The following is a 15,604-nucleotide window of genomic DNA, read 5'->3' as shown; positions in this document are numbered from 1 at the left end:
CACACAGAGTGGCAAATGAGGCATTGCCGAGGATCAATTATATTTCTGGAGGTCGAAATGCTTCGAGCATTGAAGAAAGGCTTCGTGTTGCTAGGTTTTTCAATCTTGTGGCTCGGGGGACTTCAGCCGGCTGAGGCAGGCTGCGAGTTGGTCAAGGCGACCAACAGCGCCGAGTCGAAGGCCTCGGCGGCGCGGGCTGCGTATCAGAATGCGATCGACACGGCCAATCAGGTCAAGCGCCGGCGTGGCTGGAGCTACGTGACGCTGAGGCCCAGGAAGGTCAAACCCGATCCGTTCTGGAAGGCCGTGCGTCCGGTGGTCACCCCGGACATGCTGCTTAAGCCCGATGTCGTGACGTCGAAGACCTACGCCCAGTGCTGGAAGGGCGTGGTCGTGCCCTATGTGTGCACCGCCGGCGCTGTCGCCTGCGGCAACTAGCCTTCGCATCATACATACCGTCAGACTCCGGCGGGCTTGACGGACGATGCGCGCGGGCGGGCGTGAGGCTCACAAGCCCCCTGATTTTCTGCCGCGACTGCCTATAAACTGGGCGCTATGACGACACTCACGGCAGAGACAAATCCCGCAGACGAAGACAAGGACGCGCTGTTCGCAAAGCTTGCCGCGCGTTTTGGCGACCGCTTCTCGCGGAGCCAAGCCTTGCGCGAGCAACATGCCAACACGCTGACCTGGCTGAAGGTGCAGGCCCCCGACGCGGTGCTCTTCGCCGAGACGACCGAGGAAGTCGCCGAGGCGGTCAAGGCCTGTGCGGCCGCGCGCGTGCCGGTGATCCCTTTCGGCACCGGCACCTCGCTCGAAGGGCACTTGAATGCGCCGCGCGGCGGTCTCTCGCTCGACCTGTCCCGCATGAACGGCATTCTCGCCGTGCACGAGGCCGATCTCGACTGCGTGGTGCAGCCGGGCGTCACACGGAAACAGCTGAACGCGTATTTGCGCGATACGGGCCTGTTCTTCCCGGTCGACCCCGGCGCCGACGCAAGCCTCGGCGGCATGGCGGCGACCCGCGCGTCCGGGACCAACGCGGTGCGCTACGGGACGATGCGCGACCTGGTACTCGGGCTGACGGCGGTTCTCGCCGACGGCCGCATCGTCACGGCCGGGGGACGGGCACGAAAATCGTCCGCCGGGTACGACCTCACGCGGCTGCTCATCGGATCGGAAGGCACGCTCGGCGTCATCACCCAGCTGACGCTGAAATTATTCGGCATCCCCGAAACCATTCTTTCGGGCGTGGGCACCTTTCAATCGCTGGAGGGCGCGTGCAATGCGACCATCGCCGCGCTGCAGATGGGGCTGCCGCTCGCGCGGATCGAACTCCTCGACGAAGTGCAGATCAGAGGCTGCAACGCCTATTCGCATCTCACTTTGCCTGAAAGCCCGACGCTGTTCCTGGAGTTCCATGGCACGGAGGCCGGCACCCGTGAGCAGGTGGAGATGTTTGCAGGCATCGCCAAAGGGGAAGGGGGCGGTGAACTCCACTGGGCTGAGCGCCAGGAGGACCGCAACGCGCTTTGGCAAGCCCGCCATGACGCGTACTGGGCGGCGCGAGGACTGAAGCCGGGCACCGATCTCATCGCCACGGATGTTTGCGTGCCCATTTCCGCGCTCGCCGCCTGTGTTGCGGAAACGAAGCAGGATATTGAGAGGCTGGGGCTGCTGGCCCCCATCGTGGGCCATGTGGGCGACGGGAATTTCCATGTAATGCCCTTGATCGATCCGGCCGACGAGAGTGAGCGTGCCCGGGTCCAGGAGTTTCTCGACCACCTGGTGGAGCGGGCGCTTCGATTCGAGGGCACCTGCTCGGGCGAGCATGGGATCGGCCAAGGGAAGATCGGCTATTTGGCGGCGGAACACGGCCTTGGCGTGGACGTGATGATTGCCATAAAAAAGGCGCTCGATCCGTTGAATATCCTCAATCCTGGCAAGATTTTTGCGTTACGATAGAGGCGTTAAGGGTGCTTCGGGGGCGCCAGACGCGGCTAACACCTTTGTCGTTTTTTCGTGGGATCATGCGCCTGCTACCGAGCCTTAGGCAGAGACATCGGTGAACTCGCTTCTGCTCACACTCACGGCGTTGTTCATTCTGGTGCTGAGCGCGCTCTTCGCTGCGCCGCTCTTCATCGATTGGAACGACTACCGGCCGGCCTTTGAAGAACAGGCGGGCAAGCTGCTTGGCCGTGACGTCAAGGTCGACGGCCAGGTGCATCTCATCCTGCTTCCAGCGCCCGAGCTCAAATTCGACGACGTCAAGGTGGCGGACCAGAACGGCAGCTTGGAGCGCCCGTTCCTGGAGGCGAAGTCGCTGGAGGCGAAGCTCGATGTCGGTACGCTCCTGACGGGCGCCGTCGAGGCGCACCACCTCACCATTGTCGATCCGACCTTGCGACTTGAGGTCAACGAGGACGGAACCGGCAATTGGGGCGATGTCGGCAGGCCCGGCGTGCCCGCGCCATTCGCGCCTAAGGATGTGCTGCTCGACTCCGTGCAGGTCAGCGGCGGCACCGTCGAGATTCTCAAGGACGGCGTTCAGAAATTCGTCTTCGACAATATCGACGGCGAAGCCAGCGCCGCGTCCTTGTCGGGCCCGTACAAGGTGTCCGCCGAATACGACTTCGACGACCGCCGCCAGCGTTTGCGGTTTTCGACGGGGGTCATGGACGCCGGTCAGTTCCGCCTCAAGGCGGCCTTGCGCGATCCCGACCGTTCGACGACCTACCGGATCGACGGCCAAGTGACGGGGCTTGGCGGCAAGCCGGCCTATGACGGCAGCATTTTGATGCGGATGACCGACCCGCAGGCCGTTTTCGCGGCGCAGAAGCCCGAGGCGCAACCCGGTGATCCGGCTGAGACGCCCACGCCAAGCGGTCCGCGCGATACGGCGTCCTTCGTCGAACTGAAAGGCGCATTAAAAGCGTCGCCGGACAGGGCCGAGTTGCCAGAGTTCGATCTCACCATTCACGCCAATGGCCGCCCGCAGATCCTGAAGGGCAATCTCGCCGTCGAGTTCGGTGAGCCGTCCAAGACGGTAGGCCAACTCGCCGCCCGTTGGATCGATCTCGATACTCTGTTCGGCACTCCGACCGACGAGAAGCGGCCATCGCCCGCTGCCGTGCTGTACATGTTTGCCGAGTGGCTCTTGGACGAAGCCCAGCGCAGCGGCGAAAGCAAGCTCACCGTCGACATCGAGCAGGCCGGGCTTGGCGGCGACCTCGTTGGCGATCTTCAAATGAAGCTGCAGAGCCGCGATGGCGCCGTCACCATCGAGACGCTGAAGGCGGTCCTGCCCGGCGACAACCGCGTCGCGGTCTCCGGCAAGCTCAGCCAAGGTGATTTTGGTGCGCTCTTCTCAGGGCCGGTCGAGGTCGACGGGTCGGGCTTGCGCGCACTGACACGGTGGGCGGCCGGCGATCGCACCGTGTCGGGGCGCACCTCTATTGGAGAGTTTTCGCTCTCGGCTGTCGCCACCGTCGGCGATGGGGAGCTCAAGCTTGCCGACGCGCTTGGCGAAGTGAGCGGCACGAAGTTCCGTGGCCGGCTCAACTACCAGGCGGGCGACAAAAACCTAATCGAAGTGAACCTCGACAGCGATCGCATGGATCTGCGGGAGATGCTGGGCGACGGTCCAATTTGGAGCGCCTGGCTGTCGCCGGACGGCGGCAATGATGCCGCGCCGCAAAGCGGAGGCGGTAACCTTCTGACGCAGCTGCGCGACGATGACGTGCGCGCCACGCTTCAGGTCGGCGAACTCCTTCTGCCGAATATTCCACCCGGCAAGCTCGACGCGAAGCTGACCCTGGCTGGCGGGACCCTGGACGTGGAGGCTTTGGATTTTCTGGCCCCCGGCGCCATCACCCTCAACGGCAAGGGCAGGATCGAAAACGTGGCAGACGCCCCGCAAGGACGCGTGGACGTGACGTTGCAGGCTGAGACAACCGAAAGCGTGCGCGTCCTGTCCGAGCTATTCGGATTCTCCGAGGATGTCAGCGGCTCTAAGCAGCTCTCGGCGCTGGTGCCGCTCGATGTGCAAGCCGGTCTCGTGGCCGCGCGCAACGAGACGGCGACCAAGGCTTCGCTGGAGTTGAGCGGCAAGATCGGCGGCTCCGACATCGGTCTTAACGCGCACGCCACGGGAAGCCCGGCGAAGCTCGCGGACGCGGAGATCGATATCGCCGGCAGTGTCACAGGTGACCGGCCGCAAGCCTTGCTTGCGCTGTTGTTTCCGCAATTGCCCCAAGACAGGCTTTCGGCGGCCGCCGGCACGGAAGGCACGCTGTCCGTGGAAGTGGCGGGCGTGCCGAGCAGTAAGCTCACCGGCAAGGCGTCGCTCGTAACCCGCGCCATGCAACTGGCCGTCGAGGGCCAAGGCGCGCTGACGGACGATGGCGTGACGCTGAATGGCTTCGGTTCGATTGCCACGGAAGATGCGAGCCTGGCCATTCCGCTCTTTGGTCTCGATGCACCGCCCAGCGCGACGGGTGTGCCGCTCACCGTGAGCGCCAACATCGCCAAGGACGGGGACGAGATCGAGCTCGAGCAGGTCAAGGCCAGAATCGGCGGAGACGCCGTTGAAGGCAACGCGCGGTTCGAGCGCGACGGGGCCAAGACGACATTCAAAATTGCCGCGAACGCAGACCGTGTGTCGCTTCCGGCGGTGCTCGGGATCCTCGTGGCCTGGGAGCGCTCGTCGGAGACCGAAGAGATGCTCGGCACCATCAGCGCCGACACGGCGGAGGTCTGGCCTGCGCGCGGGTTCGCGCTCGACATCATCGACCAGGCGCAAGGCGACGTCACGCTGAACGCCAAGACGCTCATGCTTGGCACGCCCTTCGAGGTCAAGGGCGCCACGCTCAATGCGCGCGTCGATGACGATGGGATTGCCGTCACCGGCTTGGATGGCCAGCTATTCGATGGCGCTTTTGCCGCCTCCGGCACGTTGTCGCCGCGCGGCAACGGCGCGGCGCTCACGGCGCAAGCCAAACTGCAAGGCGCTAGCCTCGAAGAGCTGTCGCAAGGCGTTGCCGGCAAGAAACTCGCCGAAGGTCCGTTCGATCTCGGCTTTGGCGTCGAAGGGGAGGGCCTCAGCCCGCCCGGCATCGTCGCCGGGTTGAGCGGAGACGGCAGTCTGTCCCTTAGAGCGGGCAAGCTCTTCGCGCTTGAGTCGGGGCCCTTGCGCCAAATTGCAGCCAAAGCGGCGAAGACCGAAATCAAAGCCACCAAGGCCGAGATCGACGCGGACACCAAGAAGATCCGCGACACGCTTCCAAAAGGAACGTACGCGTACGCACCTGTGAACATTGCGCTAGAGGTGGAGAACGGCACCTTACGCCTTGTGCCTGCGACGCTTGCAGGGAAGGGCGCTGACACCGGCCTCACCGCTCATGTGGAGCTTGCAAGTCTCGATCTCGACAGTGAGTGGAAAGTGAAACTGACCGGCGCGGACAACAAGGATGTGCCGCCGGTGACCATGGCGCTCGCCGGTCCGCTCGATCAAACGGACAGCATCACGCCTGTGATCGATACGGCGGCCATCGAGAGCTATCTGACGATCCGGCGGCTGAAAGAGGATGTCGAGCGCTTGGAGACGCTGGACGTGACGGGGCAGTCTGCGTCCGATGCCGAGGCGAAGCGCGCTGCGGCGGAAAAGGCCGCGGCCGAAGCCAAAGCCGCCGCCGAAGCAAAGGCCGCAGCGGAGCGCGCCGCGCGCGAACAGGCCGAAGCCGAAGCTGCACAAAAGGCGAAAGAGGCCGAGGAACAGGCGGCCCGGGAACGGGCTGCCGCAGAAGCCAAAGCCGCCGCCGAAGCAAAGGCTGCTGCCGAAGCGAAAGCTGCCGCCGAGGCAAAAGCCGCGGAAGAGCAGGCTGCGCGCGAACGGGCCGAGGCCGAAGCCGCACGAGAAGCCAAATTGGCCGCAGAGAAGGCGGCAGCAGAGAAGGCAGCCAAGGAGCGCGCCGCCGCCGAGGCACAAGCTGCAGCGGAAGCCAAAGCCGCCGCACAGGCAAAGGCAAAGGCTGAAGCAGAGGCTGCACGAAAAGCGAAGGTTGCGGCGGAGAAGGCGGCCAAGGAGCGCGCCGCCGCTGAGGCAAAAGCCGCAGCGGAAGCCAAAGCGGCTGCAGAAGCCAAGGCCGCCGCGCAGGCAAAGGCGAAAGCTGAAGCAGAAGCCACACGGAAAGCCAAAGCTGCGGCGGAGAAGGCCGCCAAGGAGCGGGCCGCGGCAGAGGCACAAGCTGCCGCCGATGCCAAAGCCGCCGCCGCGGCAAAGGCTGCGGCGGAGAAGTCAGCGAAAGAGCGTGCCGCTGCGGAGGCAAAAGCTGCTGCGGACCGTGCCGCCCGCGCGCGCATCGAAGCGGAGGCTAAGGCCGCTGCGGAAGCCAACGCTGCGGCAACGGTGCCGAGCGCGATTTTGCCGTCCGAATTGCCGTCCAGCGATGCGGCAACGGATCCGATCGCGGAGGTTCTCTCAGGCGAAGCAGGTCCAGAGGGCGTGGACGCGGTGGAAGGGGAGACAGCCGAAGAGCCCGCGCGACGGCGCTACCGCCGCAAGAGGGAAGCGCCCGACGCCTGGAAGAAGAACTACCCCATTTTCGGTGGCCGCTAGAGCGCATCGTCTTTCGTCTGCGCGCGTTCCAGGACATAGAGTCTGATCGCGGCGGAAAGGCTCTCCGCTTCGCTTGTCCCGCTACGCGCTTTGTCGATTTCGCCGACAAGCTCCGCGATTGATTTGCCCTGTTGCTTGGCAAGCGCTGCGAGCGCGGTCCAAAACGGCTCCTCCAAGGACACGCTGGTGCGGTGTCTGGCGATCGTCAGCGAGCGCTTGTTGCGGGCCTTTGTCATCAACGGCGTGATCGTCACTCCTTGGGCGCGACCATCTCCTGAGGCTTCACCAGGCGGTCGAAGTCCTCCTCACTCACATGGCCGAGCCGCACCGCTTCCTCGCGGAGCGTTGTGCCGCGTTTATGCGCCTGCTTGGCGATCTCGCTCGCCTTGTCGTAGCCGATATGCGGGGCGAGCGCGGTGACCAGCATCAATGAGCGTTCCAAGTGTTCCTTGATCCGCTCACGATTGGCTTCGATCCCTGCAACGCAGTTTTTGGTGAAGCTGTCGGCCACGTCGCCCAAGAGCCGGATCGATTGGAGAAGCGCGTAGGCCAGCACCGGCTTGAACACGTTGAGTTCCAAATGCCCCTGGGTTCCGGCAAAGCCGACCGTTGTCTGGTTGCCCATGACTTGCGCGCAGACCATGGTCACGGCCTCGCACTGCGTGGGGTTCACCTTGCCCGGCATGATCGACGAGCCGGGCTCGTTCTCCGGAAGCAAGAGTTCGCCGAAGCCGGAGCGCGGTCCGGAGCCGAGCAGGCGAATGTCGTTGGCGATCTTGAACATCGACGCCGCCACCGTGGCCAGCGCGCCATGGGCGAAGACGAAGGCGTCATGCCCGGCCAGCGCCTCGAATTTGTTCTCCGCGCTGATGAAGGGGAGCTTCGTCAGATCCGCGATCTTGGCCGCGAAGAGATCGGCAAAGCGCGGATGTGAATTGAGCCCGGTGCCCACGGCGGTGCCGCCCTGGGCGAGTTCGTACAGCCCGGGCAGCGTCATCTTCGTCCGCTCGATGCCGTTGCTAACCTGCGCCGCATAGCCGCCGAATTCTTGCCCCAGGGTCAAGGGGGTCGCGTCCTGCATATGGGTGCGCCCAATCTTGAGCACGTCCTGGAACGCCTCGGCCTTGTCTTTCAGGGCCTGGAAGAGGCGGGACATCGCGGGATTGAGCCGGTAAGCGATCTCCTCGGCCGCCGCGATGTGCATTGCCGTCGGAAATGTATCGTTCGAGGACTGGCCAAGGTTGACGTGATCGTTGGGGTGAACCGGCGACTTGCTGCCGATCTTTCCGCCCAAGATCTCGCTGGCGCGGTTCGCGATCACCTCGTTCAGGTTCATATTGGTCTGGGTGCCGGACCCGGTCTGCCAAACCACCAAAGGAAAATGGCCATCGAACTTCCCGTCCACGATCTCGTCTGCCGCCGTGGCGATCGCCTCGGCCAGGGTCTTGTCGAGACGCCCGAGCTCCAGATTGGTCAGTGCCGCCGACTTTTTCACCAGGGCCATGGCGCGGATCAGGGGGGCGGGCATGTGCTCATCGCCGATCTTGAAGTTTTGCCGCGAGCGTTCGGTCTGGGCGCCCCAATAGCGGTCGCCCGGGACCTTGATCGGGCCGAAAGCGTCCGATTCTGTACGAGGTGCGGCGGAGGACTGGGGGCCGTCAGCTAGAGGCATGGTCGCAATTCCCTTTTTGGCAGTCTTGGTATTCTGGCAGCCCGTGTGCCTGGCGGCGGTCGCCGATTGGCTATCGGGGGTCTGGGGCCTAGGCTATAACATCGCGCGAGAGGGTGAGAGAACCGGACTCGTCGCGATCTTTTTTGGGGCTTTTGTCCTCGGAGCGTCCAAGCTGCCTGCGGGGGGCGTTGCTGGGAGGCCAGGCGAGGAAGGCGAGTGACGGCAGCATCGAGTCATATTTCATTGCCGGTTCCGCGCGCGGCCGACGCATCGGTGGACGTTGCGCGGCTTGCTGCGCTTCTCGTGTGCATCATCGGCGAGGTGGTTCTGGCCATGTGGCTGGAGATCATCCCGAGCGATGTCATGCCCAGCCTTGTCGGGATGACGCCCACGGCCGCGCTCGGCGTGATTGTCGCTGCCCTCGGACTGTTGTGTCTCACGCTTCGGCGCTTGCGGCCGGTCGCCCGTCTCATCGGCCTGTTTCTCGTCCTCATGGGCCTGCTCATCTTCAGCCAGGACTTGATCGGCTACCGGCTGGGGATAGACGAAGCCCTTGTGCCACCCGGCGACGCCCCAAAGCAATTGACCCGCACGGCGCCGGGCGTCACGGGCTCGCTGATCCTCTTCGGGCTTGGGCTCCTCTATGCCAAGCGCCGGCCGACGCTGTCTCTGTTCAGTCAGATCGTCGCCCTGGCCATGCTGGTGCAGGTCCTCATCGTGGTCGCAGGCCAAGCCTATGGCGTCATGCCGCAGGACGACTCCTTCCCGTTCATGAGGCTGTCGGCCTATGGCGCGATCAGCGCGGCGCTGCTCGCTTTCGGTTTGATCGCCGCCTCGCCGGAGCACGGCATTGCCTCCGCGATCATCGAGCCGTCGCCTGCGGGCGAGATGCTGCGCCGCCTCTTGCCCGGCATTCTCGTGGTGCCGTTGATCATTGGCTGGTTCGCGCGCCAAGCCGAGGTGCAGTCGCTCTACGACAGTGCGGCGACGCTCACCATCTTCGCGGTGGCGAACATCGTTGTGCTCGCTCTGTTCGCCTGGGCCACGATCGGAGCTGTCCGGCGGGCCGACGGCGATCGCCAAGTGGCGCTGGTGGATTTGCGCGGCCAACGCGAATGGCTGTCCACGACGCTCGGATCGATTGGCGACGGCGTCATCGCCTGCGATCCGAACGGCAGCGTGCTTCTGCTCAACAAGATCGCTCAGGAGTTGACCGGGTGGACGGCGGCGGAAGCGCGCGGGCGCCCCATCTGGGAGGTCTTCCGGGTGGTTGACGAAGTCACGCGCAAGCCTGTCGACGACCCGGCGCTCAAAGCGCTGCGCGAGCGCGCGGTCGCGAGACTGGAGTCAGGCGCGCTTCTGCTCACGCGTGACGGCAAGGAACTGCCGGTGGAGCACAGCGGTGCGCCCATCGTCGGGCAAGACGGGACGTTGGCCGGCGCCGTGCTCGTGTTCCGCGACGTGACCGAGCGCCGGCGCACCGCGCAGCGGCAGACCATGCTGGTCGGCGAGCTCAACCATCGCGTCAAGAACGCGCTCGCCATCGTGCAGTCCTTGGTGCAGGCAAGCTTGCGCCAAGCTACGACCAAACCGGCGCAAGTGATGGCGCAGACGCTTGCCGAGCGGTTGCAGGCCTTGCATCGGGCGCACGATCTTCTGCTCGAGTCCCAGTGGTCGGGCGCGAGCCTCAAGGCGATGGTCGAACGGGAGCTCGATCCTTACCGCCGCGACGGCGGACCGAAGATCGTCATCAAGGGGCCGGACATATTGCTGCCGCCGCAATGCACGTCGATCCTCGCCATGACGCTCCACGAGCTTGCCACCAACGCCGTGAAGTATGGCGCGCTATCGCAGAACACCGGTCAGCTCGGCGTGACCTGGAAGAAGGCCCGCGGCAACCGGCTTCTCCTTGCCTGGGAAGAACGCGGCGCGCCGTCCGTTCCGCAGAGGCGCAAGCGGACTGGCTTCGGCACGCAGCTCATCGACAAGGGCATTCGCCACAATCTTGGTGGAGAAACCAAGCTCGAGTTTAGGCAGGCGGGGCTTTATGTGGAATTGAACGTGCCGCTCACGCCATCGAACGAACCGCGGGCGGCGAAGCCGGCCGTGCAGGCGCCGGCGGCCTAGTCGAGGACGCTGATTTCCTCATTGGCATGGCGCAGGCGTTCGCAGAATTCCCGCGTCAAATTGCTCAGAATTGTGATCATGACGTTCGGGTGCTCCTCGGACAGCTCGTGAAGTTCCTCGACCCCGAGGCCGTAGCAAATCACCTTCTCATTGGCGACGATATCCGCGGAGCGCGTTCCGCCGTCGAGCAGCGCCATCTCCCCGAATGTGAGCCCGGGCCCGATCGATGCCACGCGCTTACGCCGTTCGCTGTTGCCATGAACCTTGATCTCAACACTCACCGTGCCGCGTGCCAGGACGAAGAATAGCTTGGCGGGATCGCCTTCACGCATGATCACGTCTCCCTTGTCGAAGACAAGTGGCCTTACGACGGATTCCACGAGACGGCATTCGTCCTGGGTGAGCCCCTTGAACAGGTTGATCTGCGAGAGCGAGAACTTGGTGCCGAAGTCCGAACCCGCGACTGCCAAGAGCTGGTCCTCGCACCATTCGACTGCAGTGTCTGCGTCGCGGAACCGTCGCAGATTGTGACCTTCCTCGCTTTCGGCCAGCGCGCGCGTCAGCCGGTCCAGCGGCCCATCATCGGTGATCGACGCAAAAACCAGGGTCGTATCGCTCTGCGCCATGGCGCGCACGGCACGCACGATGAGCTTGCACGCAGACGCATCGGCGAGATGAACGCGCTTGAAGTCAACGACTACATAGTCGGAGTCCGAGGCCAGCTGAGACATTTTGCGAAGCAGCTGCTCGGTAGAGCCAAAGAACAGCGCGCCTTGCGCCTCGAGGACTGCGACCTTCCGGCCTTTCTCGGCGAGGACCGTGCGCTCCTCAAGTGTGCGCAGGCGGTTTGAGCGGACGACGTTTGCCCGGTAATCACGCCTTATGACGGTGCGCACATTGGTGCGATTGTTGAAGGCGTGAAGTTGGAAATCGTTGGAAATCGCGTGGCATACGCGGATGCCGCGAATGCTGTTGCCCTGCTTGTCTATGGGTGGCGCGTAGACACAAATGCCGATCTGGCCTGGGATGACCGCGATGATGCAGCCTGAAACGCCGCTCTTGGCGGGCATGCCGACATCGTAGGCCCACTCGCCGGCATAGTCGTACATGCCGCAGGAGTTCATCACGGTCAGGATATCGCGCACATATTGGGTGTCGTAGATACTCTGATCGGTGATGGGATTTGTGCCGTCATTCGCGAGTGTCGCGGCCATGACGGCAAGGTCGGTGGCGGTAACGTTGAGCGAGCATTGGCGAAAGTACAGATCGAGGACGTCGCTCGGGTCATGTTCAATCATCGCCGTGTTGAGCATCATGTAGGCGATGGCACGATTGCGGTGCCCGGTGGCGAGCTCCGAAGCAAAAACGTCCTCGTCGATGTCCAGCTTGCGTCCCGCGAGGCTTGAGAACAACTCGAGCATGTTCGCGACGCGCGCATTCTGCGTGTCGCCCTGCATCATCTCGGCAATGGCGATCGCGCCGGCATTCACCATCGGGTTGAAAGGGCGATTGGCGACCTCGTCCAGCACGATCGAGTTGAAGGCCTCGCCGGTCGGCTCCACGCCGACTTGTCGGAGCACGTGCGCGCGGCCGTAATGCTGGAGCGCGTAGCCGTACATGAAGGGCTTGGAGACGGACTGGATGGTGAAGGGGACATCCATGTCGCCCGCCCCATAGACCTGTCCGTCCACCGTGGCGATGGCGATGCCCAAAAGGTCAGGATCGACCTTGCCGAGTTCGGGAATGTAGTCCGCCGGCGCGCCACCTTCGATCCGCGACGCCCGCGCGTGAAGATCGGCGAGATACTCCTCGATCGGAGCAAGAGCTGTGCACCGGGCCGAGGCCGCGTCGGAAATCGCGTCCATCCTGTCTAGCGTCCCCCAAAGGTCCAAGTCGCGTGGGGTACTTTAGGCAGAATCCGTGCCAGACCCAAAGACTGGATATGCGCCCCTGACCGCGAAACGGCTCGAACACATTGCCTGAAATTTGGGCAGGACGCCTTGGGGAGAGCAGTTACTTTTTACGGAAGCTGTCGAGCTGCACCACTTCGGCCGGCGGCCGCGACATGACCACTTCGACGCTATCCCCATCGCCGGACTCCTCCGGAGCCGAATCCGAGTTGTTGGCCTCTTCAGGCCGGTCGCCCACGAGGTCGGGGAGGGCGGACGCCATATGCTGCCGTGCCGAGTCGTTGGCCGCGCCGGGTTTGCCGAATTGGAGCCCGAACTGCGCCGACGGGTCGTAGAACGCCTTCACCGCGCTGAACGGCACCACGAGACGTTCGGGCACGTTGGAGAAGGACAGCTTCACCTCGAAGCGTTCGTCCGTCACTTCCAGGTCCCAGAACTGGTACTGGAGGACAACGGTCATCTCCTCCGGATACTGCTCCTTCAGGCGCTTGGAGACGGACACGCCGTCCGCACACGTGTCGAAGGCGATATAGAGGTGATGTTCGCCCGGAAGACCGTCGCGCTTGACCTGAGTCAAGACGTCACGAACCACGCCGCGAAGCGCGTCCTGTGTCAGTAGGTCGTATCTAATTTCTTCGTCTGCCATAGATGGCGTCGCTCCAGATTACGCGACGTGAGGCAGGACACCCCGTCAAGTCAAGTGGAGGGCTTCTGTTGCCCGGTGCCCTCCGAAACCGCGCCTAACCCCTGCGAGGAGGCTAGGACTTAATTTAGGCTATCGCGCTGACTACGCAGCGAGACGTGCCTCCGCATAGTTGTCATTGGCAACTATTTGGTTTGGCCCGATAACGGCGGATACCATGCCGAGCGAAAGTACGACCTTTACACCCTCGTCGAGCCTATTTCGCCCCCGCCACGTTTCAGTCTGCATCGCACCGCCTCATCTTAAGAGGAACTGAAACCTGGTGGAGGCGCCGGGTACCGCCCCCGGGTCCGAATGGCTTATTACGTCGCCCGTTTATCGCCATAGCCAGCTTGCGCCAGCACCTCGAATATAGGCCTCCGGAGCGGCAAAAAAAAGATTGTTGATTGAAAACCCCCAGCCAAAAGGCCGCGAATCGGCTGGGCGCCCAGAGGCTTGCCTAAGTCAGGGGCAAATGGTGCCCCGGAAAGGCTAAGGCGCGCACGTTCATGGCCCGCATGTCGCCGAGGACAACTGTCAGAATACGCATTGAATGCGCCTGTCCCAGGGTCTATCGACAACGGAGCGGGACGGGCCGAGTCTCACTCGGGGCCCACCCGCAGAGTTAAGATTGGCTCCTTCGAATCACATGGGACCACGTTGCGCCAATATCTCGACCTTCTGGCCCGCATTCGGAATGAGGGCTTGCGCAAAGAGGACCGCACCGGCACGGGCACGCTGAGCCTTTTCGGGGCGCAGATGCGATTCGATCTGAGCGACGGCTTTCCGCTCGTGACCACCAAGAAGCTGCACGTGAAGTCGGTCGTGCATGAGCTGCTTTGGTTCCTGCAAGGCTCGACGAATATCCGCTACCTCAAGGAGCATGGCGTCAGCATTTGGGATGAGTGGGCGGACGAGACAGGCGAGCTCGGACCCGTCTACGGACGCCAATGGCGGTCATGGCCGACGGCCTCGGGCGAGACCGTGGACCAGATTTCGGCTTTGGTCGAAGGCCTCAAACGCGACCCCGATTCGCGCCGGCACATCGTCAGCGCTTGGAACGTGGGCGAGATTCCCAAAATGGCCCTGCCGCCGTGCCACTGCCTGTTCCAATTCTATATTGGCCAGGGACGCCTATCCTGTCAGCTTTACCAACGTTCCGCCGATGTGTTCCTTGGCGTGCCCTTCAACATTGCCTCTTATTCGCTGCTCACGATGATGGTGGCGCAGGTGACCGGGCTGGAGCCGGGCGAGTTCGTGCACACCTTTGGCGACGTCCATCTTTATTCGAACCACATCGAGCAGGCGGACGAGCAGTTGTCGCGTAGCCCCCGCGCGTTGCCGTGCATGGAGATAAATCCCGAGGTTAGGTCGCTGTTCGACTTCGCCTATGAGGATTTCGAGCTGATCGGCTACGATCCGCACCCGGCGATCCGTGCCGAGGTGGCGGTGTGAGCGAACAGGCCTTGCCGCAAGATCCTGTCATCGCGCTGGTCGTGGCCATGGGCGAGAACCGCGCCATCGGGCGCGGCGGCGAGTTGCCGTGGCACTTGCGCTCCGACATGAAGTTCTTCCGCAAGGTGACCATGGGCAATCCCGTAATCATGGGCCGCCGCACGTTCAACTCGCTGCCGCGGGTCCTCGACGGACGCCTCAACATCGTGCTGAGCCGCAATGACGGCTTCGCGGTGCCGGAAGGGGTGGTTCTCGCGCGGAGCCTGAAAGAGGGGCTTGAGGTCGCCCGGGGCGCCTGCGCGGAAACCGGCGCGGAGGAGATCGCGGTCATCGGCGGAGAAAACATCTTCCGCGAGGTCTTGCCGCTCGTGGGCCGCATCTATCTGACGGAGGTGCATGCCTCTCCGGAGGCCGATACCTGGTTTCCGGAACTCGATAAGACCGCGTGGCGCGAAGTGTTCCGGGAAGCGCATGAGGCCGGCCCCAAGGACGACCACGACTTCAGTATTGTGGTTTTGGAGCGGATCGTGGGGTCTTAACCCTGCCCGAGCCCGGATTGCGCCCCTTTGGTGAAACGCCTATAACCCCCGGGACTCTTGTCGCGGTTCCGCCATTTTGGTGCGCCTAATCTTCCCTGCGATTGGCGCGCTGCTAAGGGCTCAGGACACGCGCGGCCCCCACACTAAATCGGGACGATATATAATATGCCTTGGAGCAATCAGAGCGGCGGCGGCGGCAATGGCGGACCTTGGGGTCCGCGGCCCGGCGGCCCTGGCGGCGGTCAGCAGCCAGACCTTGAAGAGATTTTGCGCAAGAGCCAGGACCGGCTCCGCCAAGCGATGCCCGGCGGCGGCATGGGTGGTTGGCTTGCCGGCGTGCTCGGGCTGCTCTTGGTTCTGGTGATCGGCATCTTTGCCTTCACCGTGCGCGTCAATACCGACGAGGTCGGCATCGTCCTGCGCTTTGGCGAGTATGTGCGCCAGCTGCAGCCTGGCCTTCACTTCCGCCTGCCGTACCCGATCGAAGAGGTGGAACTGCCCAAGTTCACGCGGATCAACCGCATCGAGATCGGCATGCGCGGGTCCTCGGACCGCGGATCGACGCGCTCCGTGCGCGACGTGCCCGAAGAGAGCCTGATGCTG

At 63.7% G+C, this 15,604-nt stretch carries 11 protein-coding genes and 1 other RNA gene; 7 read left to right on the top strand and 5 right to left on the bottom strand.

The window, feature by feature from the left end; genetic code table 11:
* Positions 1-57 precede the first annotated feature (57 nt).
* From ABY454_RS04030 to ABY454_RS04020, 3 genes are all read left to right on the top strand, one after another.
* Positions 58-438, top strand: a complete 381-nt coding sequence (locus tag ABY454_RS04030) for a hypothetical protein (protein ID WP_372928890.1) — start codon at positions 58-60, stop codon at positions 436-438.
* 117 nt (positions 439-555) lie between these two features.
* A complete protein-coding gene (locus ABY454_RS04025) occupies positions 556-1,965 on the top strand; it encodes an FAD-binding oxidoreductase (protein WP_372928889.1) in 1,410 nt (469 codons plus the stop codon).
* A gap of 100 nt (positions 1,966-2,065) precedes the next feature.
* Positions 2,066-6,616, top strand: coding sequence for an AsmA family protein (locus tag ABY454_RS04020; RefSeq protein WP_372928888.1), 4,551 nt, complete (start codon positions 2,066-2,068; stop codon positions 6,614-6,616).
* Here the strand turns inward: ABY454_RS04020 and ABY454_RS04015 are convergent.
* Both ABY454_RS04015 and fumC read right to left on the bottom strand, forming a co-directional pair.
* Entirely contained in the window at positions 6,613-6,852 is a 240-nt protein-coding gene (locus tag ABY454_RS04015) for a ribbon-helix-helix domain-containing protein (RefSeq protein WP_372928887.1), read from the bottom strand. The genes ABY454_RS04020 and ABY454_RS04015 overlap by 4 nt on opposite strands.
* Before the next feature lie 14 nt (positions 6,853-6,866).
* The gene (fumC, locus tag ABY454_RS04010; RefSeq protein ID WP_372928886.1) at positions 6,867-8,288 is read right to left on the bottom strand and encodes a class II fumarate hydratase; all 1,422 of its coding nucleotides are present in this window, start codon (positions 8,286-8,288) and stop codon (positions 6,867-6,869) included.
* Between the two features lie 216 nt (positions 8,289-8,504).
* Between fumC and ABY454_RS04005 the strand changes: the two genes are divergently transcribed.
* Complete coding sequence (locus tag ABY454_RS04005; protein WP_372928885.1) at positions 8,505-10,415, top strand: sensor histidine kinase; 1,911 nt, start codon at positions 8,505-8,507, stop codon at positions 10,413-10,415.
* Here ABY454_RS04005 and glsA read toward each other — a convergent pair.
* The 3 genes from glsA to ssrA form a co-directional block, all read right to left on the bottom strand.
* Positions 10,412-12,280, bottom strand: a complete 1,869-nt coding sequence (gene glsA, locus ABY454_RS04000) for a glutaminase A (protein ID WP_372928884.1) — start codon at positions 12,278-12,280, stop codon at positions 10,412-10,414. The two genes, ABY454_RS04005 and glsA, sit on opposite strands and share 4 nt — an antisense overlap.
* Positions 12,281-12,428: 148 nt before the next feature.
* Positions 12,429-12,971: an SspB family protein gene (locus ABY454_RS03995; RefSeq protein ID WP_372928883.1), complete on the bottom strand. Its 543-nt coding sequence runs from the start codon at positions 12,969-12,971 to the stop codon at positions 12,429-12,431.
* Between the two features lie 53 nt (positions 12,972-13,024).
* Positions 13,025-13,409: a transfer-messenger RNA gene (ssrA, locus tag ABY454_RS03990) on the bottom strand.
* Between the two features lie 258 nt (positions 13,410-13,667).
* Between ssrA and ABY454_RS03985 the strand changes: the two genes are divergently transcribed.
* The 3 genes from ABY454_RS03985 to ABY454_RS03975 form a co-directional block, all read left to right on the top strand.
* Positions 13,668-14,462, top strand: coding sequence for a thymidylate synthase (locus ABY454_RS03985; RefSeq protein ID WP_372928882.1), 795 nt, complete (start codon positions 13,668-13,670; stop codon positions 14,460-14,462).
* Complete coding sequence (locus tag ABY454_RS03980; protein WP_372928881.1) at positions 14,459-15,001, top strand: dihydrofolate reductase; 543 nt, start codon at positions 14,459-14,461, stop codon at positions 14,999-15,001. Before ABY454_RS03985 ends, ABY454_RS03980 begins: the two co-directional genes overlap by 4 nt.
* A gap of 165 nt (positions 15,002-15,166) precedes the next feature.
* Positions 15,167-15,604: protease modulator HflK (locus ABY454_RS03975; RefSeq protein ID WP_372928880.1), on the top strand; the 438-nt coding region annotated here is incomplete at its 3' end.

This window comes from Methyloceanibacter sp., assembly GCF_041573655.1.
GTDB lineage: Bacteria > Pseudomonadota > Alphaproteobacteria > Rhizobiales > Methyloligellaceae > Methyloceanibacter.
Note: the sequence above shows the minus strand (reverse complement) of the source record. Positions and strands in the feature narration are given on the sequence as shown.